20 protein-coding genes are annotated in these 22239 nt (G+C 65.7%); 13 read left to right on the top strand and 7 right to left on the bottom strand.

Going from position 1 to position 22239, the window contains the following annotated elements; genetic code table 11:
- The first annotated feature begins 176 nt into the window (after positions 1 to 176).
- The 3 genes from DLM85_RS19915 (at position 177) to DLM85_RS19905 (ending at position 2534) form a co-directional block, all read left to right on the top strand.
- Positions 177 to 971, top strand: a complete 795-nt coding sequence (locus tag DLM85_RS19915; protein ID WP_111479937.1) for a hypothetical protein — start codon at positions 177 to 179, stop codon at positions 969 to 971.
- Between the two features lie 184 nt (positions 972 to 1155).
- Positions 1156 to 1374 carry a hypothetical protein gene (locus DLM85_RS19910; RefSeq protein WP_111479936.1) on the top strand — a complete coding sequence of 73 codons (219 nt, stop codon included), beginning with the start codon at positions 1156 to 1158 and terminating at the stop codon, positions 1372 to 1374.
- Positions 1375 to 1568: 194 nt separating this feature from the next.
- Complete coding sequence (locus tag DLM85_RS19905; protein WP_165822220.1) at positions 1569 to 2534, top strand: SMP-30/gluconolactonase/LRE family protein; 966 nt, start codon at positions 1569 to 1571, stop codon at positions 2532 to 2534.
- Between the two features lie 192 nt (positions 2535 to 2726).
- Here DLM85_RS19905 and DLM85_RS19900 read toward each other — a convergent pair whose 3' ends face one another.
- Positions 2727 to 3176: a hypothetical protein gene (locus DLM85_RS19900; protein WP_111479934.1), complete on the bottom strand. Its 450-nt coding sequence runs from the start codon at positions 3174 to 3176 to the stop codon at positions 2727 to 2729.
- A 199-nt stretch (positions 3177 to 3375) separates the two neighbouring features.
- On the bottom strand, positions 3376 to 3789 hold the full coding sequence (locus DLM85_RS19895; protein WP_111479933.1) for a hypothetical protein: 414 nt from the start codon (positions 3787 to 3789) through the stop codon (positions 3376 to 3378).
- A gap of 398 nt (positions 3790 to 4187) precedes the next feature.
- Between DLM85_RS19895 and DLM85_RS19890 the strand changes: the two genes are divergently transcribed.
- A complete protein-coding gene (locus tag DLM85_RS19890; RefSeq protein ID WP_111479932.1) occupies positions 4188 to 7778 on the top strand; it encodes a pectinesterase family protein in 3591 nt (1196 codons plus the stop codon).
- Between the two features lie 71 nt (positions 7779 to 7849).
- On the opposite strand, the gene DLM85_RS19885 is transcribed toward DLM85_RS19890, so the two are convergent.
- Positions 7850 to 8272, bottom strand: coding sequence for a hypothetical protein (locus tag DLM85_RS19885; protein ID WP_111479931.1), 423 nt, complete (start codon positions 8270 to 8272; stop codon positions 7850 to 7852).
- Between the two features lie 96 nt (positions 8273 to 8368).
- Here DLM85_RS19885 and DLM85_RS19880 point away from each other — a divergent pair, with 96 nt between their 5' ends.
- Positions 8369 to 8983, top strand: a complete 615-nt coding sequence (locus DLM85_RS19880) for a HupE/UreJ family protein (protein WP_111479930.1) — start codon at positions 8369 to 8371, stop codon at positions 8981 to 8983.
- A 68-nt stretch (positions 8984 to 9051) separates the two neighbouring features.
- On the opposite strand, the gene DLM85_RS19875 is transcribed toward DLM85_RS19880, so the two are convergent.
- Complete coding sequence (locus DLM85_RS19875) at positions 9052 to 10812, bottom strand: FG-GAP-like repeat-containing protein (RefSeq protein WP_111479929.1); 1761 nt, start codon at positions 10810 to 10812, stop codon at positions 9052 to 9054.
- 283 nt (positions 10813 to 11095) lie between these two features.
- Here DLM85_RS19875 and DLM85_RS19870 point away from each other — a divergent pair, with 283 nt between their 5' ends.
- The 4 genes from DLM85_RS19870 (at position 11096) to DLM85_RS19855 (ending at position 15078) form a co-directional block, all read left to right on the top strand.
- Positions 11096 to 13465 carry a M1 family metallopeptidase gene (locus tag DLM85_RS19870; protein WP_111479928.1) on the top strand — a complete coding sequence of 790 codons (2370 nt, stop codon included), beginning with the start codon at positions 11096 to 11098 and terminating at the stop codon, positions 13463 to 13465.
- A gap of 97 nt (positions 13466 to 13562) precedes the next feature.
- Positions 13563 to 14078 (top strand): HEAT repeat domain-containing protein, encoded by a 516-nt coding sequence (locus DLM85_RS19865; protein WP_111479927.1) that lies wholly within the window; start codon positions 13563 to 13565, stop codon positions 14076 to 14078.
- 59 nt (positions 14079 to 14137) lie between these two features.
- Positions 14138 to 14512 (top strand): PH domain-containing protein, encoded by a 375-nt coding sequence (locus DLM85_RS19860; RefSeq protein WP_111479926.1) that lies wholly within the window; start codon positions 14138 to 14140, stop codon positions 14510 to 14512.
- A gap of 137 nt (positions 14513 to 14649) precedes the next feature.
- Positions 14650 to 15078 (top strand): hypothetical protein, encoded by a 429-nt coding sequence (locus DLM85_RS19855; RefSeq protein ID WP_133257162.1) that lies wholly within the window; start codon positions 14650 to 14652, stop codon positions 15076 to 15078.
- A gap of 131 nt (positions 15079 to 15209) precedes the next feature.
- Here the strand turns inward: DLM85_RS19855 and DLM85_RS19850 are convergent, their stop codons facing one another.
- Positions 15210 to 16586: an NAD(P)/FAD-dependent oxidoreductase gene (locus tag DLM85_RS19850; protein ID WP_111479924.1), complete on the bottom strand. Its 1377-nt coding sequence runs from the start codon at positions 16584 to 16586 to the stop codon at positions 15210 to 15212.
- A 389-nt stretch (positions 16587 to 16975) separates the two neighbouring features.
- On the bottom strand, positions 16976 to 17653 hold the full coding sequence (locus DLM85_RS19845) for a carboxypeptidase-like regulatory domain-containing protein (RefSeq protein WP_111479923.1): 678 nt from the start codon (positions 17651 to 17653) through the stop codon (positions 16976 to 16978).
- A 115-nt stretch (positions 17654 to 17768) separates the two neighbouring features.
- Between DLM85_RS19845 and DLM85_RS19840 the strand changes: the two genes are divergently transcribed.
- Genes DLM85_RS19840 through DLM85_RS19830 form a run of 3 tightly spaced genes read left to right on the top strand, consistent with a single transcriptional unit; the run spans position 17769 to position 19227 of the window.
- Entirely contained in the window at positions 17769 to 18164 is a 396-nt protein-coding gene (locus tag DLM85_RS19840; protein ID WP_111479922.1) for an ArsR/SmtB family transcription factor, read from the top strand.
- A gap of 3 nt (positions 18165 to 18167) precedes the next feature.
- Positions 18168 to 18488, top strand: coding sequence for a (2Fe-2S) ferredoxin domain-containing protein (locus DLM85_RS19835; protein WP_111479921.1), 321 nt, complete (start codon positions 18168 to 18170; stop codon positions 18486 to 18488).
- Positions 18489 to 18534: 46 nt separating this feature from the next.
- Positions 18535 to 19227 carry a YjjG family noncanonical pyrimidine nucleotidase gene (locus DLM85_RS19830; RefSeq protein ID WP_111479920.1) on the top strand — a complete coding sequence of 231 codons (693 nt, stop codon included), beginning with the start codon at positions 18535 to 18537 and terminating at the stop codon, positions 19225 to 19227.
- Positions 19228 to 19233: 6 nt separating this feature from the next.
- On the opposite strand, the gene DLM85_RS19825 is transcribed toward DLM85_RS19830, so the two are convergent.
- Positions 19234 to 19968: an SIMPL domain-containing protein gene (locus DLM85_RS19825; RefSeq protein ID WP_111479919.1), complete on the bottom strand. Its 735-nt coding sequence runs from the start codon at positions 19966 to 19968 to the stop codon at positions 19234 to 19236.
- A gap of 135 nt (positions 19969 to 20103) precedes the next feature.
- On the opposite strand from DLM85_RS19825, the gene pruA reads away from it, so the two are divergent.
- Positions 20104 to 21768 carry an L-glutamate gamma-semialdehyde dehydrogenase gene (pruA, locus tag DLM85_RS19820; RefSeq protein ID WP_111479918.1) on the top strand — a complete coding sequence of 555 codons (1665 nt, stop codon included), beginning with the start codon at positions 20104 to 20106 and terminating at the stop codon, positions 21766 to 21768.
- Positions 21769 to 22239: the final 471 nt, after the last annotated feature.

Here is a 22239-nt window from a genome sequence, read left to right as displayed (position 1 = left end):
ACAGCTTGCCCGACAGCGGTACCGATGCCACGGCTGTTCTCAGCGCCAATGCTCCGGCGCCACCGTGCGGGTGCGGTCTTTTACCCGCCAAAAAACATATATAATTCACTATGCCATAACGAGTATGCTTTTGTAGGTTGCCCCCGCAAATCCGTCTTCGCAAGCGGCCCGCCACGATGAAACGCATTCACCTGTTTGAGTTCGAGGACTTTGCCTGGTTTCCCCACGGGCTGCGCACCGGCCTGACGCGGCTGATTGTGGTCATGCACCGGCTCCTGGGCTCGTCTGCTCACCTGGAGGAACTGCTACGCCGGGCCCTGGCCCACACCGATACCGCCACCATCGTGGACCTGTGCTCGGGCAGCGGCGGGCCGATGCTGGAGGTGTACCAAACCCTGAAAGCCCAGCCCGGCCGCGGCCACCTGCGGCTGACCATGACGGACCTGTACCCCAACCGGGAACTGGCCGCGGCCATCAACGCAGGGGACGACCCGGCCCTGCGCTACCAAACCCACGCCGTCGACGCCACGCGCGTGGACGTGGAGCTGCGCGGGGTGCGCACCATGATCTGCAGCCTGCACCACATGCGCCCGGCCGTGGCCCGGGGCATCCTGCAAGACGCTCAGCAGCAGCGCCAGCCGATCTGCGTGTACGAAATCAGCGACAACAGCTTCCCCATCGGCCTGTGGTGGGTGGCTTTGCTGCCGAATTTCCTGCTGGCGCTGCTGCTCACGCCCTTCGTCCGGCCCCTCACCATCCGGCAGCTGTTCTTCACCTACGTGCTGCCGGTTATTCCCCTGTGCTTTGCCTGGGACGGCGCCGTTTCCAACGCCCGCACCTACACGCTGGACGACATGAGGACCTTGCTCGAAGGCCTGCAGGCAGCCGACTACACCTGGGAAACCGGCCTGCTGGGAGGCAAGGCCCGGAAGCTGTACCTGCTCGGCCTGCCCCAGGGGCCCGGGGCGTGAGCCGACCGGCCGGAAGTCATTGCGTCGCGCGGCTGCGCTGGCGGACTTTTTACCCGGGGTAGCGCCCACCCTGGTCCCCGCTTCTGCCATGAAAAAGCTTCTTCTTGCCTGCGGCCTGGCCGCGCTCAGCCTGTGGGGCAGCCCACCCGCCCAGGCCTAAACCACTTCGGGCAACACGGCCGTAGTGCGGGGGCGCGAATCCGGCGGCTGGAACCAGGCCATTATCACCTACGGCCCCGGCAAAATCGAAACTGTGGCGGGCAAGAAAAGCCAGGAGTACAACGCCAGGCAGCTGCAGGTGCTCTTCGACAAGCTCTTTGCCCAGGGCTACGGGCTGCAGGGCAGCTTTACCGGCGGCGACCAGACCGACAGCTACAGCACGCTGATTTTCCGCAAGCCCTAGCCCCGCTTGCCGCCGCTGCCGGCCTGGCGGCCCGCCATTGGAGGCGGGCCACCAGGCCGCTTGTTTTGGCAGCGCGTGCAGGCAGCCCGACCGAATGCGGCCAATGAGCGTATAGTCAGCAGATTAATACCCTGACTCCAAACGCCGCATTTATGCAACACCCGTTTTTACCCCAGCTGCCCGCTGCCCCTTCTTTGCCCCGCTTGCTGCGCCTGCTCGTCGTGCTGCTGCCGCTGCTGGCGCTGCTGCCCGGCTGCTCCAACGACGACGACGACCCGGTGGAAATACCCGCCACGCCCGACAAAATCACGGTGCCGCTGGCGGCCTCGCACCCCGAAGGCATTCAGTGGGACGCCGCCAACCAGCGCTTTATCGTTAGCTCCCGCCGCGAGGGCCGCATCATCACGGTGAAGGACGACAGCACCTACACCGCCCTGGCCGACGACGCGCGGCTGATTTCGACCATCGGGCTGCACCTCGACGCGGGCCGCAACCGCGTGCTGGCCGCCGTGGCCGACAACAACTTCAACCCCGCCCGCACCTCGCCCGCCACGCAGCGCAAATTGGCAGCCGTGGCCGTCTTCAACGCCACCACCGGCAACCTGCTCGCCTACACCGACCTGGGCAGCAAAGCCGCTGCCTACTCGCAGCACTTCGCCAACGACATTGCCGTCGATGCGCAGGGCAACGCCTACATCACCGACAGCTTCGCCCCGGTTATCTACAAGCTGGATCTGCAGGGCAACGCCACCGTCCTGCTCGATAACGCGCAGCTGAGCAGCACCACTTTCGGCCTGAACGGCATCGTGTACCACCCCGACGGCTACCTGCTGGTGGCCAAAACCAGCGACGGCAGCCTCTTCAAGGTGCCGCTGAGCAACCCGGCCGGCTTCACCCGCGTCACCACGACGCAAAACCTGGCCGGGGCCGACGGCCTGCTGCTGTCCGACAACCAGACGCTGCTGGTGGTGGCCGGCAGCCAGGGCACCGTGTACCGCCTCGGCAGCACCGATGGCTGGGCCACGGCCGCTGCCACCGGCTCCTTTGTCACCGGCGCGGTCAGCCCCACCACCATCACGCGCCGCAGCAACGACGCCTACGTGCTCTACCCCTACCAGCCCACCGCGCCGCGCTTCGCCATCGTCAAGACCCGCTTCTAGCGGCCGGCCGGGCGCCGGCTACCCGGCCGCCGCGCCGGCATTTCGCCGCTTGCCGACCAGCCCCGCCGCGACTGACCACTGGTTGGCCGCGGCGGGGCTGGTCTTTGCGCGCGCAGGACAACGTCGCCTTCCCCACCGGGCCCGGGCGGTGACGGCGGGCGCGCAGGTGCTTGTGGGGCGGGCCGGGGCGCGTCAGCGCAGCCTCAGGCGGCGGCGCAGGGCGGCCGACAGCGGGTGGCCAGCCTCGTAGCGCCGCACCGTTTCGGCCTCGCGCCGGGGGCCGAAGTCGCCGGCCAGCGCCGCCCCCACAATCCCAAAGCCGATGCCGACGCTGACCCCGATGATGGGGTAAGTCTCGGGCGGAAACAGCGGTCTGATAATGCTGCCCCCGGTCCTCGTTTCCACGGCCACCCGGCTCCAGACAATGCTGCTACCGATGCTCAGCGCGGCGCCGCCGGCGCCGATAACCAGGAACTGGCGACGCCGGCGGGCAAACAGCCGGTGCAGGGCCGCAACGGTATCGGCCCGGGGGGCGAGCTGCGGAGTGGGCGCGGCGGCCTGGGCAGCGGCCGGCGCGGGCGTCTGGGCGCGGCTGGCCAGCCCCGACGCCAGCAGCCCCGCCAGGAGTAGATAGAGTTTCATGGAATAGCGTAACTGTGTGCCCGGAAGATAGCGCCCGCAGCCAAGCCGCTGGCTGGCCAGGCCCAGGGCAGGATGTCAGCCCCGCGGCCAGCCGCTACCCACCTTGGAGCCCCAGGGCCGCTGTTTGGCCATTTAGGCGCAGCTGCACGAAGTCTGATTCGGGCAGCTATTGGCTGGGCCGCCGCGCGGCCCCGGGGCGCTACCGGCCGGGCTGAAAATGCTCGGGCCGCAGGCGGCGGCGCACGTAGGGCGGCAGCGGCTCGCCCTGCTGGTAGGCGGCCAGCACTTCGTCGCGGTGCTTGGGGCTGAAGCGCAGCATGCGCCGCAACGACAGCCCCGCCCCGACGCCGGTAGCCAGGGCACCGGTGGCAATGAAATTGCCCCGGAGGCCGGGGTTGCCGAAGGGCGCGGGCATGAGCGCGCCCACGCCGATGACGCTGAGCCCGCCCACGCCGACGGCCAAGCCGGACGTGCTGGCCGCGTCGTGGCCGTTGAACAGCCGGCGCACGGCCTGCACGGTGTCTTCGAGGGTGTGGCCGCGCCCGGCGGCCGGTAGCAGTGGGCGGTGCTGCGCGGCGGCCTCGGGCGGGCGGCTGCAGATGAACAGCAACATGATCAGTAACGGACTAAGCAAGCGGGGGAATCGGGGGTAGCTCACGCGCATCGGCAGGGGTGATTTACGGTCAGGAGTCCGTTGCCGGCCCAAAGGTTGGGTTGCGGGCCCGTTTTGGGCGGCGCCCCGGGCCACCGTGCCTGGCCCTGAGCCGGATCTGCCCCGGGGCGGCGGGGCTGCCGGCCGGAATCAGCGGCGGGGCTGGGCCAGCTCGCGCTTCGGCGTCCGGCAACGTTTGGGAGAGGAAGAGTAAGCACTCACCCACGCCGACGCGGAACGGGGTTGTTCCGGCAACGTTCCCGACATCGATTGCGCAAATAAAGGCTTGGCGGGCCGCGCTGAATGCGGGTTGCGGGAGGCTAATATTCAGTTGATTCTCACCCTAACCCGCATTCTGCATGCTCCAAACCTCTACCCTGCCCAGGCCGACCACGGCCCTGCGCTGGTCCTGGCTGACTTTGTGTCTGCTGCTACTCTCGGGCCTCAGCTCCCGGCTGCTGGCCTACGACGTGACGGTGGCCAAGGACGGCAGCGGCAACTATACCACGGTGCAGGCCGCCATCAACGCCGCCCCGACGGGCCGCACCGCGGTCTACTCCATCTTCATCAAAAACGGCCGCTACAAGGAGAAAATCAGCGTGCCCGCCAACAAGCCCTTCCTGCAGCTGGTGGGCGAGAGCGTGGCCAATACCATCCTGACCTACGACGACGGGGCCAGCAACGCGCTGCCGGGCGGCGGCACGGTGGGCACCCAGAACTCGGCCAGCTTTGCGGTGAATGCCGACGATTTTTCGGCCCTGAACATCACCTTTGAAAACTCCTACGGCGACGGCACGCAGGCCGTGGCCGTGCTGCTGAATGCCGACCGCGCCGCGTTCAAGAACTGCCGCTTCCTCGGCAACCAGGACACGCTTTACACCAAGGGCAACGGCACGCCGCGCCACTACTTCAAGGACTGCTACATCGACGGCAACGTGGACTTCATCTTCGGCTCGTCGGTAGCGCTGTTCGAGAACTGCGTGGTGTACGCCAAGGCGCGTACCGCGGCCGGCAGCTCGTTTATCACCGCTGCCAACACGCCCCCGGGCCAGGCCTACGGCTACGTGTTCAAGAAAACCAAGCTGCCGGCCAACACCGGCGGCACGCTGTATTTCCTGGGCCGCCCGTGGCAGAACTCCACCGGCTCGTCGCCGCTGGCCAACAACAAAACCGTGTTTATCAACAGCACGGTGGGCGCGGGCCTGCTGCAGCCGGCCGGCTGGACCACCTGGGACGCGGGCACCAACACCAGCCTGATTACCTACGCCGAGTTCCGCAGCAAGTACTACGCGGGCACGCTGGTGCCCACCGCCCAGCGCGCGAGCTGGTCGCAGCAGCTGACGGCCGCCGACACGGCCGCCTACAGCCGCGCCAGCCTGTTCGGCACCTGGGACCCGTGCGCGGTGGCCACCGGCTTCTGCACCGGCGCCGCCCCGGACATTGCCGTGTCGAACTTCCGCGCCGTGAAGGGCGCCTCGCAGGCCACCCTGAGCTGGAACATCAGCTGGGCCCTGAGCCAGATCAAGTACGAGCTGTTCCGCTCCGCCGACAACACCACCTTCAGCAAGATCTACGAGGTGACGGCGCCGAACGACTCGACCATCAACTTCTCGACCACCGACGCGCTGCCGGCCTCCGGCACGGCGTACTACTACTACCTGCGCGCCTCCAAGGCCGGCGCGGCCACGCACACCACCGAAACCATTCAGGTATCGAGCGTGCAGACCATCAGCGTGACGGGCACCCTGGGCGCGTTTACGCAGTACGCCGGCGGCCCCTCGGCCACCCAGAGCTACACCCTCGGCGGCGTGAACCTGACCGGCAACGTGACGGTAACTCCGCCGGCGGGCTACGAGGTATCGGCCAACGGCGGCACCAACTGGTACACCAGCGCCGCGCCCCTGGTGCTGACGCCCACGGCCAACACCTTGGCTAACATGACCATCAGCGTACGGCTGAACGCCAGCGCGGCCGGGGCTTACGCCGGCACCATCGGCCACGCCAGCCCCGGCGCTGCGGCCCAGACGGTGGCCGTGACGGGCAACGCCGTGACGACCACCGCCCCGGTATCGGCCCCGCTGCAGTGGTGGCCGCTGAAAGCCGGCAACCAAGACAGCACCGCCGTGCGCGTGCCCGCCGTGACAGCCAGCACCCCGACGCTGCGCAATTTCTACGGATCGAACGGCACGACCGTGCCAGCCATCCGGGCGTATTCCAACGTGTTCGGCCAGGCCTTCGGCACGACGGCCAACGGCGACGGGTCGTGGGGCACGGCCGTGGGCGGCCCGGGCGGCAACCTGAACCGCCGCTTCGCGGAGCAGTTCACGGTGACGGCGGCGGCCGGCAAAACCATCCGCCTCGACTCGCTGGTCCTCACCACGGCCTTCTACAACACCAGCAGCAACACCAAGCTGGCGGTGGTCTGGTCGCGCTCGGGCTTTGCCTCCGACTCGGCCGACGTTATCGGCGGGCGCGGGCCGGCGGGCGGGCTGCAGAGCACGGCCAACGGCGCCTTCGCCACCCCCATTTTGCTGGCCAACCAGACGGCCGGCCCCAGCAACACCTACCGCCTCTCCTTCGCCGGCGCCGCCGGCGTGACGCTGACGGCCGGCCAGACGCTCACGTTCCGCCTCTACTACAGCTGCGGCAGCACCAGCGCCGGCCGCTACGCCATGCTCAAGAACGTGTACGTGACCGGCCAGGACCTGACCCCGGCGGCCTGCAACGCGGCCTTCAGCTACGCGGCCAGCGCCTTCTGCCAGTCGGGCACCAACCCCGCTCCCACCGTCACGGGCACTACGGGCGGCACGTTCACCTCGACCACCGGCCTGAGCCTGAACGCCACGACGGGCGCCATCAACCTGACGGCTTCGACGCCCGGCACCTACACCGTGACCTACGCTGCCTCGGGCACCTGCAACAGCACGACCACCGTGACCATCACGGCTCCGGCGGCGGCGGGCTTCAGCTACGCCGCCACCTCGTTCTGCACCTCGGCTACGGCCGCCGCCGCTCCGACGCTGACAACTGGCGCCACGGCCGGCACGTTCAGCTCGACCACCGGCCTGACGATTAACGCCACCACCGGCGCCATCACGCCCTCGACCTCGACCCCGGGCACCTACACGGTAACCAACACCGTGGCCGCCGCCGGGGGCTGCGCCGCTGCCACCAGCACCGCGCAGGTCACGATTACCGCCCCGGCTACCGCCTCGTTTGGCTACGTGGTGGCGGGCTTCCTCTGCGCCGGCTCCCCGGGCACCCTCAACGCCACCCTCGGCGCGGGCGCTACGGCCGGCACGTTCACCTCGACCACGGGCTTGAGCCTGAACGCCACGACGGGCGCCATCAACCTGACGGCTTCGACGGCGGGCACCTACACCGTGACCAACACGGTAGCGGCGGCCGGCGGCTGCGCCGCCGTGACGAGTACGGCCACGGTTGCCATCAGCCCGCGCCCGGCCCAGCCGACGGTGACGGTGCAGTACACCACGCCCGGCACGGCCATCCTGACCAGCTCGGCCGCTACCGGCAACCAGTGGTACCTCAACGGGGTTATCATCAGCGGCGCCACCGGCCAGACCTACACGGCCAACGGCACGGCCAACCCCGGTGCCTACACCGTGGTGGTAACCGGCACCGGCGGCTGCGCCTCGCTGGCCTCGACCGGCCTCACCGTAACGGCCGCCGGCAAGCCGCTGGCCGGCTCCTCGCTGAGCGTGTTCCCGAACCCGACCCACGACGGCCGCCTGACGCTGGAGCTGAGCGGCTACGCCAAGGCGGCTCACCTGACGGTGCTCAACGCCCTGGGCCAGGTGGTGCGCGAGCAGGCCGTGGCTCCCGGCCAGCGCACCGTGACGGTGGACCTGACGGCCCAGCCCGCCGGCGTGTACCTGCTGCGCGTGCGCACCGACGGCGGCGCTGACCTACGCCGCGTGGTGCGCGAGTAAGCGGCCCGGCCGGAAACCAGAAAAGCCCCGTCGGCAGTGCCGGCGGGGCTTTTTGTATGTGCAATCTTGTTTTACCGGGCCGGCTCGAAGTGCTCCTGGCGGAGCCGCTTGCGCACCGCCGCCGGCAGCGGCTTGCCGGCCTGGTACTGCTTGATGATGGCGTTTTCCTTTTTGTGGCCGAAGCGCACCAGCTTGCCCACGCCCACCGCCAGAAACGGCACCGATATGGCCACGGATTCGGGGGCGCCCAGGGAAAAGGGGCCGGCCAGCACGCCGGTGGCCAGCACCAGTCCGCCCACGCTGGTGTAGGCCGTGCCGCCGTTGCGGCGCTTGCGAAAGAGGTTGCGCACGGCCTGAGCCGAGTCGGTAGCGGGGTTGACGAGCGTGGGGTCGGGCGGGGGCTGGGGCACGGCGGGCAGCACGGGCGTATCCTGGGCGCGGGCGCCGAGGGCGGCCAGCAGCAGGACTCCGGTCACGAAGAGTTGCTTGCGCATAGGTGGGCGGGCAGGTTATCAGCGCAAGATACGCGGCCGGGCCACTTGCCGATGCGCGCCGCCGGCCGATACCGGGGGCGGAACTAGCTTTGCGGCATGTCGGTGTTTCAGACCTACCTCCAGCTCGGCTTCTTCCACATCTTCAACCTGCAGGCCTACGACCACCTCGTGTTTCTGCTGGCCCTGTGCGCCCCCTACGTGCTCGGCGACTGGCGCCGCGTGGTGGCGCTGGTCACCAGTTTCACGCTGGGCCACTCGCTCACGCTGGCGCTGGCCACGCTGGGCGTCGTGCAGTTCCCGCCGGCCGTCATCGAGGCCCTGATTCCGGTGACCATCCTGCTGACCTGCGCGGCCAACCTGCGCCAGGCCGGGCGCGCCGGCTTGAGCCGCCCACCCCGGCGCCGGCCCGAGTCGGTGCTGTGGGCGCCGACCAACGCGCTGGCGGCCGGCTTCGGGCTGATCCACGGCCTGGGCTTCTCCAACTACCTGCGCGAGCTGCTGGGCCAGCAAAGCCGCCCGGTGCTGGAGCTGCTGAGCTTCAACGTAGGCGTCGAAATCGGCCAGCTGCTCATCGTGGGGCTGATTCTGCTCGTGGGCTTTCTGGTGCTGCGCGGCCTGGGCACCCCGCGCCGCGACTGGCTGCTGGTGGTCAGCGGCGCGGCCGGCGGCATTGCCGCCGTGCTGCTGCTGAACCAGCTTACGGGCGCCTGACGCGCTGAAAATGGCCCCAGCCGGGGCCGCCAGCGTCGGCGCTCCGGCCGGGGCCGTTGGGGTTATCCTCAGCGCACCACGATCCGGCGAACGGCGGTGCCGGCCGGGCCCGTCACGCGCACGGCGTATACCCCGGCGGGCAGCCCGGCCAGCGCCAGCGTGCGGCGCCCGGCGGCCGGGGCGTAGGCGCGCACCGACTGGCCCAGCGCGTTCAGCAGCTGCACCGCTGCTGCGCCGGCCGCCGCTGGCAGCTCCAGGGTCAGTTCGTCGTGGGCGGGATTGGGGTAGGCGGCCACCGCCAGCGCCGGCTGCTCCGCGTGCGCGCCCAGCACGCGCTGATTCAGGCGGATGCTCATGGTGAAGTTGAACACGTTGCCCGTGACCAGGTCCAGGGCGCCGTCGTTGTTCAGGTCGCCCACGGCCAGCTCGACCGGCCCCCGTTCGATGCTCACGCCGGGCGCCGCGGTGAAGCTGCCCGTGCCGTCGTTGATCAACACGTTGACGACGTCGGCAACGAAGGGCGCGGTGTTGCCGCTGTTGGCCACCAGCAGGTCCAGGTCCGCGTCGCCGTCCACGTCGGCCGCCAGCATCTTCACCGGCGTGCGGCCCGCCGTCAGGGGCAGCGTGGTGGCGGCCGCGAAGCGGCCGGTACCGGTGCCCAGGCTCAGGCTGACGGTGTTGTCGGCCGCGTTGGCGGTGGCCACGTCCAGCAGCCCGTCGTGGTTCAGGTCGCTCAGCACCAGGCTGGTCGGCCGGCCGCCCACGGCAACGGGCGCGCCCGCCGGCGCGAAGTCGCCGCTGCCATTGCCCAGACGCACCTGCAGCGTGTTTTGCACGAGGTCGGCCAGCACCAGGTCCAGCTGGCCGTCGTTGTTGACGTCGGCTACGGCCAGGGAGCAGTTGTTCGGGCCGATGGGCAGGTCCGTGGTGCCGAGCAGGTTGCCGGTTCCGTCGCCCAGGCGCACGCTCACGGTGCGCCCCGCGGTGGTCGGGGTATAGGCCCCGTTGGTGGTCAGCACGTCCAGGTTGCCGTCGCCGTTGATGTCAGCCACCGCCAGACCGATGGCCGGCGTGGCCGTCGGGAGGGCCGAGGTGGTCTGGGTGTTGGCGAAGCCGCCCGCCCCGTCGCCCAGGCGCACCACGATGGCCCGGTTCACGCCGCCGCTGCAGGTCACTACCACGTCCAGCTTGCCGTCGTTGTTCATGTCGGCCGGCACGAGGTAGTCGGGGTTGGTGCCAACGGTGACGTAGGCCGGGCTGCCGGCGTTGCCGAAGTTGCCGCGCCCGTCGCCGGGGCTCAGGATAACGCTTTGGCCCTGCGCGTCCAGCGTTAGCAGGTCGAGGTTACCATCCTGGTTGTAGTCGGCCAGCCGTATGCTGCGGTAGTAGCCGTTTGCCGTCGGGTTGGCCGTGCCGCCAAAGCGGCCCGTGCCCGGCCCGGCGGCGGCCGTGAAGCGGTACACGTAGGGCGTCGCCGCCGCGCCATTCGTGCCCTGCACCGTGGCCGGCACCGTCACGCTCACCTCCTCGCCGGGCGCAAATGCCTGCTGGGGCTGCACCTGAATGGTGCTGGTGCCCCCACCGCCGACGCTGCCGGCCCGCAGGCCGCCGCGCTGGCTGCCAAACACGCGCACGCCGACGGCCGAGGCGGCGCTGATGACCTGCGAGAAGGTGATGCCCACGCCGGTCGTGGGTGGGGCGCTGGGGGCGTGGCGGGCCGGCAAGGTGCTGACCACGACGGGCCCCTGCGCCAGGGCCGCGGGGCCCAGCAGCAGCGCAGTGGCCACGGCGCCCGCCCGGGCAAGGTCGGTAGGTAGGAGTGTACGCATAGGATAGGATGAAAAAAGAACCCGATACAGTGAATATAGAACATAAAAGTTATTCTGTTACAGCCCAGCAGCCGAACACGTTACGCGGTGCCGCCGCGCGGATTTTGCGGCCGGCACCGGCACCTTTTCGCGGCGGCGTCCCTTTACCCAGTGGCGCCGCGCAGCCCTGGCACGTTACCGGCGTCCTTGGCTTCCGCCAAGATGCCCGGCCAGTGGGGGCTTCCCCGCGCGTTGCCGGGCGGCGTATTATCTTGCTGATTCCTTTTCGCCCTTTTTCCACCGTATGCGTTTCCGCTTACTTCTCGCCGCCGGCCTGGGGGCCGTGCTAGCCGCTCCGGCGCTGGCGCAGCAGCCAACGATGCCGATGCACTCCGGCACCGACAAATTTGCCCAGCTCGGCACGGAGCTGCCCACGCCCAACACCTTCCGCACCGCTTCCGGCGCCCCCGGCCGGGACTACTGGCAGCAGCGCGCCGACTACAACATCCGCGTCACGCTCAACGACGACAACCAGAGCATCACCGGCTCGGAGGACATCACCTACACCAACCTCTCGCCCGACAAGCTCAGCTACCTCTGGCTGCAGCTCGACGCGAACATCTACGCGCCGAACTCGATGACGGCGCTGACGCAGACCGCCGAGCTGCGCGACCGGATGTCGTTCGGGGCCCTGGAGTACATTCAGCGCAGCGGCTTCGACGGCTCGTTCAAGATTGACGACATCCGCCTGAAGGGCGCGTCGGGCCAGCTGCCCCACACCGTCAACTACACCATGATGCGGGTGGACCTGCCCCGGCCGCTGGCCCCCAAGCAGGCCGTGACCTTCACGGTGAAGTGGCACTACACGGTGAACGACCAGAAAAAGCTGGGCGGCCGCTCGGGCTACGAGTTCTTCCCCGAGGACAAAAACTACCTCTACGAAATTGCCCAGTTTTACCCGCGCATGGCCGTCTACGACGACGTGAACGGCTGGCAGCACAAGCAGTTCCTGGGCGGCGGCGAGTTCACGCTGCCCTTCGGCGACTACCGCGTGAGCATCACCGCCCCGGCCGACCACGTGGTGGGCGCCACCGGCACGCTGCAGAACGCCGAGCAGGTGCTCACGGGCACGCAGCGCCAGCGCCTCGCCCAGGCCCGAACGGCCGCCAAACCCGTCGTCATCGTGACGCAGGACGAGGCGACCAAGGCCGAGCAGGGCCGTGCCAAGGGCACCAAAACCTGGGTGTACGCGGCCAAGAACGTGCGCGACTTTGCCTGGGCCTCGTCCCGGAAGTTTATCTGGGACGCCATGGGGCTGAGCGTGGAGGGCAAGCCGGTGCTGGCCATGTCGTACTACCCCAAGGAAGCCAACCCGCTGTGGGGCCAGTACAGCACGCAGTCGGTGGCGCACACCATCCGCTCCTACTCCAAGCGCACCGTGCCCTACCAGTACCCGGTGGCCATTTCGGTGCACGGCTCCATCGGCGGCATGGAGTACCCCATGCTCTGCTTCAACGGCTACCGCCCGGAGAAGGACGGCACCTACTCGGCGGCCACCAAGTACGGGCTGATTTCGGTGGTGATTCACGAAGTAGGCCACAACTTCTTCCCCATGATTGTCAACTCCGACGAGCGGCAGTGGACGTGGATGGACGAGGGCCTGAACACCTTCTGCCAGTACCTGGCCGAGCAGGAATGGGAACGGGGCTACCCCTCGCGCCGCGGCGAGCCCAGCCAGATTGTGCCCTACATGGTCATGGACCCGAAGCTGCAGAACCCGATTATGACCAACTCGGAATCGGTGCTGCAGCTGGGCAACAACGCCTACGGCAAGCCCGCCACCGCGCTGAACATCCTGCGCGAGACGGTGATGGGCCGCGAGCTGTTTGACTACGCCTTTAAGACCTACGCCCAGCGCTGGGCCTACAAGCACCCCACCCCCGCCGACTTCTTCCGCACCATGGAAGACGCCTCGGGCGTCGACCTCGACTGGTTCTGGCGCGGCTGGTTCTACGGCACCGAGCACACGGATCTGAGCATCGAGGGCGTGAGCTGGTACAAGGTGGACTCGAAAAACCCGGAGGTGGAAAACGCCCGCCGCCGCGAGGAGCTAAACGCCGCTCCGCAGAGCCTCTCGCAGCAGCGCAACCTGCAGGACATTCCCAAAACGCTGGTGGATGAGCGCCCCGAGCTGAAGGACTTCTACAACGGCTACGACGCGCTGGCCGTGTCGGCGGCCGACCAGGCCAAGTACCAGAAGTACGTGGCCACGCTCTCGCCCGAGCAGCAGGAAACCCTGAAAAAGGGCCTGAACTTCTACCAGGTGAACCTGCGGAACCTGGGCGGCCTGGTGATGCCGGTGGTGGTGCAGATGACCTACAACGACGGCACGCAGGAAGTGGTGAACATCCCGGCCGAAATCTGGCGCCGCAACAACGCCGAGGTGACCAAGGTGTTCGTGACCGAAAAGCCGGTGGCCTCCTTCACCCTCGACCCTTACCTGCAGACGGCCGACACGGACCTTTCCAACAACGGCTTCCCGCGCAAGCTGGCGCCCTCGCGCTTCGAGCTGTTTCAGCAGCAGCAGCAGGCCACGCCCAACCCCATGCAGCAGCGCAACGTCTCGTCGCAGCAGCCGCAGCAGGGCGGTGGCAGCACCGGCGGCGGGCGGTAGTTCGGCTTCGCCTTTTCGGTTAGTTTTGAAACAGCCGGGCCCGCAGCGGGTCCGGCTGTTTTCTTTGTCGTGAAGCTGATTGAGTAATACTATCCTGATGCCGTCTAGCTCTGTCGCGCCATTACAAGCCTTGGTTTTTGTGGAGGATTGGCCCATTGCTCGTTCGGCCTTCCAGCAACTCACGGCCCTAGGCAGTTCTGAAGTAGTAGCCTTCTACTTGAGCCTTTTGGAGCACCCCAATGCGTTGCTGCGCAATCAGGCCGCTTATGGCCTAGCCGATATTGGTAACCCACAAGCGGTGCCCGCGCTGCTCCGGGCCATCTTCAAGCCGGAACACGTGGACAACAACGGCTCCATCGTGTACGCGCTGTTGCAGTTCGACTGCGCTGACTTGCTGGAGGAAATCATGCTGATTATCTTCTATCACGGCGCCGAAGCATCATTCACGGCCAATGTTGCTTTACAAGAACAGGCGTTTAACGTCACGCTAGCGCAAAAAATCAGCATTCAGCATCACTGGCAGTTGGTCAAAGCCAATCCGTCCGAAGCCGTGGTTTCGTTGGGCATTGACTACCTGGACGAAGTGCTGGATGAGCTTTTTGAGGGCGTGTAAGGGCCTTCTGCCAGCACTATCCCGTAGCTTACCAGCCTCATCATCCATTCCCCAACCCCATGAGCATTTTCGACGGCCTTCTCGGCAACGCTTCCGAACACGACGCGCAGGAAATTCAGCAGGACCTGGAGCGCCTGCTGGCCTCCGACGAGCGGGTGGAAAAGGCCTACGCCATCCTGCGCGACCAGATTATTTTCACCAACAAGCGCCTGATCCTGCTCGACAAGCAGGGCGTGACGGGCAAGAAGAAGGAATACCTGAGCGTGCCCTACCGCAGCATCGAGCGGTTCAGCACCGAAACCACCGGCCACTTCGACCTCGACGCGGAGCTGAAAATCTGGATTCGCGGGGCGGCCGAGCCCATCAGCAAGACCTTCCGCAACGACCAGAACATCCTCGACATCAGCCGCGCCCTGGCCGAGTACGCGCTGTAGCCGGGGCGGGGTAGCGCCGCGGGGTCTGGGCAAAACGTCGGGGCCCCGCGGCGTTTCACATTTTTATGTGATAGGTGCAACGAAAGCGGGTGGGTAGCAGCTCCTTGAGCTACATCCTCACCAACCTGCTTATTCCAATGAAAACACCCTTGCTGTGGGCGCCGCTGGCTGCCCTGTCGCTGCTCACCAGCAGCTGCAACCTGATAACCTGCATTGAACCGGTAGAGCCGACGTGCCCCCCGGTCTGCGTGAGCGGCACGGTGCTGCGCCAGACCTGCATGGCCGGCACGCTCATCCAGCTCCACAACTCCCAGGAAGGCCAGACGATTCAGTTCGACTTCGACGGCACCGGCGTCAAAACCTACCAGCACGTCGTGTCCACTTATACCGAGCTGGGCGCCCTCACGCAGCAAGGCACCAAGCTGTACTTCAACCTGACGCGGGGTGGCACGGGCCCCGAGCTGCAGTGCCTGGCCAACGACGCGCCCTCGGGCATGACCAAGTACACGCTGAGCAATGTCTCGGCCACAGCCTGCGCTGAGAAGTCGCCCGCAGCGCCCAATTAAGCGTCGGCTTTCACACAGCAAGGCCCGCCAACATTCGCTGGCGGGCCTTGCTGTGTTTTGTCGGGTGTGCGCAAGTGCCAGGAACACTTGCCCGAATAAAGCGGGTCACTTCAGGAGTTTACCACTTGCTATCAGGCCGCGGGCGTCTGGATGGCGGGCGGCGTGGGGTTGTACTGGGGCGTGGCGGTCTGGTGCTCGGCGGCGCGCTTGCCCTTGTCGTCCTTCATGTCGCGGCGGTTGAAGGGGCGGATGATCAGGCGCAGGGCCTTGTCGGAGTTCCAGTAGCTGAAGGCCCAGTCGATGAAGGCCACCACCTTGTTGCGGAAGCCCACCAGCGTCATCAGGTGCACGAACAGCCAGGTCAGCCAGCCGAAGAAGCCGTTGAAATGCACGTTTTTGGGCAAATCAACCACGGCCTTGTTGCGGGCCACGATGGCCATGACGCCCTTGTTGAGGTAGTTGAACGGCTCGGGCGGCTGGCCCTTGGCGAGGCGGCGCAGGTTGTGGGCCAGGTGGTCGGCCTGCTGCTGGGCCACCGGGGCCAGCATGGGCAGCCCCTTGGGCATGTCCTCGGTCACCATGTTGGCCACGTCGCCGATGGCGAAGACGCCCGGCAGGCCCTCCACCTCGTTCCAGCGGTTCACGTTGATGCGCTTGTTGCGCGTGACGGTGGCCTCGGGCAGGCCCGGCAGGGCGGCCCCGTTCACACCGGCCGCCCAGATCAGGTTTTCCGTCGGGATGAACTCGGTGTCGGAGTAGTAGGCGCGGCAGTCCTCGAAGCGCTTGATGCCGGTGTTCAGGCGCACTTCCACGCCCAGCTTCTGCAGGTAGCCCAGCGCGTCGTCCTGCGACTGTTTCGACATCGGCCCGAGCAGCGCCGGCCCGGCCTCCACCAGGATGATTTTCATCTGCGAGAGGTCCAGCTCGGGGTAGTCCTTGGGTAGCACCGTGCGGCGCATTTCGGCCAGTGAGCCGCTGATTTCCACGCCCGTCGGGCCGCCGCCCACCACCACGATGTTGAGCAGGGCCTGCCGCTGCTCGGGGTCGTCCTTGAGCAGCGCCTTCTCGAAGTTCTGGAAGATGTAGCTGCGCAGGTTCAGGGCATTCGGAATGCTCTTGATCTGCATGGCATTCCGCTCGACGCTCTCGATACCGAAGAAGTTGGTGAGCGAACCGGTGGCAATGACCAGGTAGTCGTAGCCGATGTCGCCGATGTTGGTGTGCACCGTTTTGGTGTCGGGGTTCACCTGCTCCACGTCGGCGAGGCGGAAAAAGAAGTTTTTCTGCCCGGCGAAGATCTTGCGGATCGGGTAGGCAATGCTGTCGGCCTCCAGGGCGCCGGTGGCCACCTGGTAGAGCAGGGGCTGGAAGTTGTGGTAGTTGTGGCGGTCGATGACCACGATTTGCACCGGGTCGTGCTTGAGCGCCTGCGCCAGGCGCAGGCCGGCAAAGCCGCAGCCGATGATAACCAGGCGCGGGTGCGCCGATTTGGGAAGGTTCGTGTCCATAGGGCAAACCTGATATTTAGGCGGGCCCAGATAGACCCGCGGTGGCACATGGCGGCCTGGTCAGGCTTTACCGAGAAACCGCGCGGCTGGTTACGCACCACTCTTTACAACAAGGAGGCTCACCGTAGGGTTTGGGGGGTTGTCGTTGCGGGGCGTAGCCAAAGCACCCGCCGGCAGGCGTCGCCAATCCTTCCTCTGGCAGCCCAACGGTTCCACTGGCAGTAACCAAAACAGCACCGCCCGAAACCACAGATACTGGTTTCGGGCGGTGCTTCTTGTAGCGTTTCTCCTAACTGGAAGAAAGATTGGCTAGGCCTTCCGGCGCGGGCTTCGCCTGACTACGTCGACCTTCGGTTCGCTCGCAATGACTGCGGGGTGAGCCGGCCGCGCTATTCGTCCTTCTTCTTGAAGTCGCCGTTTTTGATCTGGTTGATCAGCTGCAGCCAGCTGAAGGGGTTCAGCAGCGGGTTGTTGCTGTAGGGATTGGGGGCGGTGCCGTACTTGCGCTGCTGGTCGAGCTGCTGCATCTGCATGGTCTGGCGGTAGTTGGCCATGCTGGTGACGGGCGCGTTCATAAAGATGCGCCGCATGATCTGCTCGTTGAGGTTTTCGGCGGTGGCCGTGCCGCGCTCCTGCGGCAGCTTCAGGGCCAGGAAGGCGCGCTTGAAGTCCTTTTCGGTCACGTAGGGAAAGATACGCACCTCGGGCAGCACCGTGGCGTCTTCCTTGAGCTGCACAATTACCGAGTAGCTCTGCCGCGGGTAGTCGGGCGGAATGACCACGTACTGGTTGCGGTAGCCCAGGCTGCGAATGACGATGGAGTCGCCGGCCAGCACGGGGATGGAAAAGTAGCCGTAGGCATTGGTGCTGGTGCCGCGGCCGGCTTTGGGCACGAATACGGCGGCGCCGGGCACGCCCAGCAAGGAGTCGCCGGTGGCGATGATGCCGGAAAACTGGACGACCTGCCGCTGGCCCTGCGCCCGGGCACTGCGGGCGGGCAGCAGCGCGGCGGCCAGCACGAGCAGCAACGACAACAACAGGGAATGAAAACGGGCAATCAGGGGCATGTCAGCGGTTTGCAGGATAAGCAAAGATAGGGCGCTTTCGCGGGGCTTCGGGTGGCCCTGGCGTACCTTCGTGGCCAGGGGCCGCCGGCTACATAACCCGGCGGCTGGTCAAAAGATGCGTCTCAAACACTTTTCCGTTGCATTCGGCCTCGGCTTATATAAAGCCTTGGGCGACGAGTCGCGGGTGAGAATCCTGCATTTGCTCTGGCGCAACCAGGAAATGTGCATTTCCGACCTGGAGCAGGTGCTGGATTTCACCCAGACGAAAGTCTCCCGGCAATTATCCGCCCTGAAAAATGCAGGTCTGGTGAATTTTCGCCGGCTCGACAACTGGATGTTCTACTTCATCAAGGACGAATACGCCGAGCTGCTGCAGCAACAGCTCGGCTACATGGAGCGCGACCAGCAACTCGTGAAAGACCAGAAAACCTACCAGACGCTCTGGTCGAACCGGGAGCTGGCCGCGTATAAGCTGCAAAACCGCCACTGGACCGGCACGCCGCGCCCCTGACCCATGACCTACCAGCACCACTTGTTCATCTGCACCAACCAGAAAAGCGAGGTTGGCAAAGACGTGGCCAAGGCCATCAAGAAAGAGCTGAAAAAGCAGGACTTGAAAAGCCTGCTGCTCGGCGGCAAAAAGCGCAAAAACCGGGTGCAGACCGTGGGCTGCCTCGACGTGTGCAAGCACTGCAAGAAAGGCCCCGGCGCCGCCCTGGTAGTGTATCCCGAGGGCATCTGGTACGGCGACGTGCAGCCCAAGGACGCCGCCGACCTCGTGGCCCAGCAGCTGGGCAACAATCAGCCGGTGAAGCGGTTGCAAATCGAGCCGTAACCCCACCAGCCCGAAGAATTTTTAATTTTCAATTCTCGATTTTTAATTGAAAACCTACCGCCACCTCTTCTTCGACCTCGACCACACGCTCTGGGACTTCGAGAAAAACGCCGACGAAACCCTGCGCCACCTTTATGCGCTGCACGATTTCGCCCGCTACGGCTTCCCGGTCGAAGAATTCATTGCCCGCTACAGCGAAGTGAATCACGCCTTGTGGCGCATGTACCAGGCCAATAAGATCAGCCAGCAAGAGCTGCGCGACATTCGGTTCGTGCGCAGCCTGCACAAGCTGGGCGTGCCCGAAGCGGAGGTTCCGGCGCAGATTTCGGCCCAGTTCACGGATATTCTGCCGCTGAAGTCGGCCGTATTTCCGTACTGCCACGAGGTGCTGGATTACCTGCAGGGCAAGTACACGCTGCACCTGATTACCAACGGCTTCCAGGACGTGCAGCACATCAAGCTGGCCTCCTCGCAGCTCACCGATTATTTCCAGGAAGTCGTCACCTCCGAGTCCAGCGGCTGCCTGAAGCCCGACCGCCGCATTTTCGAGCACGCCCTGGAGCGCGCCGGCACCACCGCCCGGGAAAGCCTGATGATTGGCGACAACCTGGAATGCGACGTGCTGGGCGCCTACAACGCGGGCATCGACCAAGTGTACTTCAACCCCGCCCAGCGCCGCCACTCAGCCGAGGTGACCTACGAAATCAGCTGTTTGAGCGAGTTGAAAGGCTTTTTGTAGCTGCTTTTACTGAATTTCAATGGTGGCCTGCACGCCGCCGCGAAAGTGCATCAGCTCCGGCGTCAGCTTGAAGCTACGGCCGCCCATGCCCTTGCCGTACAGCCCCATGTTCACGGACTGGCCTTCGCCCCAGGGCGAATCCATCGAGCCGCTGCTGTTGGTCGACTGTTCGGATATCTGCAACACTTGCCCGCGCTTGGCGCCAACGGTCCGGCACATCTTGTCGGCGGTAGCCAGGGCATTGCGCAGGGCTATGGTTTGAGCTTCCAGCTGCAAACTGTCGCCTTTGGAATGGGCGTAGCTTAGGTTGCGGATACCGTTGATGCGCGTTTCGAGGAGGGTTTCGATGTACGCTTCAAGTTGGTTCAGGTTGGTTAGCTTGATGGTCAACGATTGGGTGGCGGAGAAGCCTTTCAGCACCTGCCTGTCTTTTTCGTAGGCGTACTCTTTGCTGGTCGACACGAAGCTTGCCCGCACATCCTGTTTGGAGCGCACAAAAGGCAGCGAGGCCGTAATTACCTGCTCGACTACCGCCTGCGTTTCAGCCGTGGCCTCTTTCAGCTTCGGCTTGGCAAACGACACATCGACCGTAATTTCCGCCAGGTCCGGGTAAGTGACGACCTCCCCGTAGCCCGACACCGTAATGGTCCGACTGACCGGAACCGCTGACTGCGGCAGCGGCTGAACGGTGGTGCAAGCGGCCAGGGCCGACAACACGAAAGCGGGAGCAAGTCGGCGCATAAGGGGAAGCAGGGTAGCAGCGCAAAGTACGGAATCCTTCGGGTGAGCAATACTCCGCTTCGGCTCGGCCGAGTGTAAATCTTACCTTTGCCCGCTCAATCCCCGCCTTCACCAAGCCCCCTGACATTCCCCGCTATGGCCAACGGCTTTTTCAACGTCCCCGCCCCCAAGAACGAGCCCGTGAAGGGCTACGCACCCGGCTCCCCGGAGCGCGCCGAGCTGCAAGCCATGCTCAAGACGCTCAAAAGCCAGGAGCGCGACATTCCGATGTACATCGGTGGCCAGGAGGTGCGCACCGGCAACGTGCAGCGCATCAGCCCGCCCCACGACCACCAGCACACCCTCGGCCAGTTCCACCTCGGCTCGGCCGAGCACGTGCAGCAGGCCATCGACGCGGCCCTGGCCGCCCGGCCGCGCTGGGCGGAGCTGGCCTGGGAGGAGCGCGCCGCCATCTTCCTGAAAGCCGCCGAGCTGCTGGCCGGCCCCTACCGCGCCAAGCTGAACGCGGCCACCATGCTGGGCCAGAGCAAGAACGCGTTCCAGGCCGAAATCGACGCGGCCTGCGAGCTGATCGACTTCTTCCGGTTCAACGTGCACTTCATGCAGCAGATCTACCAGCAGCAGCCCGAGTCGGCGCCCGGCATGTGGAACCGCTTGGAGCACCGCCCGCTGGAAGGCTTCGTGTTCGCGCTGACGCCGTTCAACTTCACCTCCATTGCCGCCAACCTGCCCGCCGCCCCGGCCATGATGGGCAACGTGGTGGTGTGGAAGCCCGCCAACACCCAGATCTACTCGGCCCAGGTGCTGATGGAGCTGTTCCAGGAAGCCGGCGTGCCCGACGGCGTCATCAACCTGGTGTTCGTGGACGGCCCCACCGCCGGGGAAGTCATCTTCAAGCACCGCGACTTCGCCGGCATCCACTTCACCGGCTCCACCGGGGTGTTCAACGGCATCTGGAAAACCATCGGGGAGAACGTGTCGAAGTACCGCTCCTACCCCCGCGTGGTGGGCGAAACCGGCGGCAAGGACTTCATCCTGGCCCACCACTCGGCCAACGCCAAGGAGGTAGCCACCGCCATCAGCCGCGGCGCCTTCGAGTTCCAGGGCCAGAAGTGCTCGGCCGCCTCGCGCGCCTACATCCCGTCGAACCTCTGGGACGACGTGCGCCGCTACCTGGTGGAAGACTTGAAATCGTTCAAGATGGGCGACGTGGAGGACTTCTCGAACTTCATCAACGCGGTTATCGACGAGAAGTCGTTCGATAAGCTGGCCAAGTACCTCGACAATGCCAAGAACGACGAGGGCGTGGAAATCCTGGCCGGCGGCGGCTACGACAAGTCGAAAGGCTACTTCATCGAGCCGACCGTGCTGGTGGCCCAGGACCCGCAGTACGTGACCATGTGCGAGGAGCTGTTCGGCCCGGTGCTGACGCTGCACGTGTACGACTCGCAGCAGTTCGAGAAGACGCTGGAGCTGGTGGACGGCACCTCGCCCTACGCCCTCACCGGTGCCATCTTCGCCAAGGACCGCTACGCCGTGGACCTGGCCACCAAGAAGCTGGTGCACGCGGCCGGCAACTTCTACATCAACGACAAGCCCACCGGCGCCGTGGTGGGCCAGCAGCCCTTCGGCGGGGCCCGCGCCTCCGGCACCAACGACAAGGCCGGCTCCATCCTGAACCTGCTGCGCTGGGTGTCGCCGCGCACCATCAAGGAAACCTTCGTGCCGCCCGTGGACTACCGTTACCCCTTCCTGGGCAGCGCCCCGGCCGAAGACCTGAACCGCGACAAAGGCCTGTAATCGGCCGCTGACGGTTAGAAACAAAAAGCCGCCCCGGGTGACCGGGGCGGCTTTTTTGTTTTTGCTGGTTAGATTGGGCTATTCTGCAACGAGCCTTTGATCATCTGATGAAATTATTCGCGTTACTCTTAGTGCTGGGCTTTTACTGTTTAGGCTGCTCCCATCCTTTGCCGCATCACCTTCCTGATTCGAGATATTATAAACAGCAAGAAGCCAGCTTACTGGCGTCAGTTTTTGGCCAAATAACGAAACCCACTTCACACAATTCAATTACCAAGCAAGACACAATCGGCATTTATGACTCGTTGAGCTTTCCGCATCCTTCTAAGAAAATAGTATCTAAGCTTAGAGCCTCCTATGTTTGAGCGGATGCTTAAACTTAGACCACGACGCAACGGACGGGAGTAAGATGGATTAGAGGCCTGGGGCCAGCCGAGCCCGGCAAACATGAGCATCCCCCGTCCGTTCTAC

It is taken from the genome of Hymenobacter edaphi (genome assembly GCF_003258365.1).
GTDB lineage: Bacteria > Bacteroidota > Bacteroidia > Cytophagales > Hymenobacteraceae > Solirubrum > Solirubrum edaphi.
The sequence above is the reverse complement of the archived record's forward strand: the minus strand, read 5'-3'. Positions and strand labels throughout refer to the sequence as shown.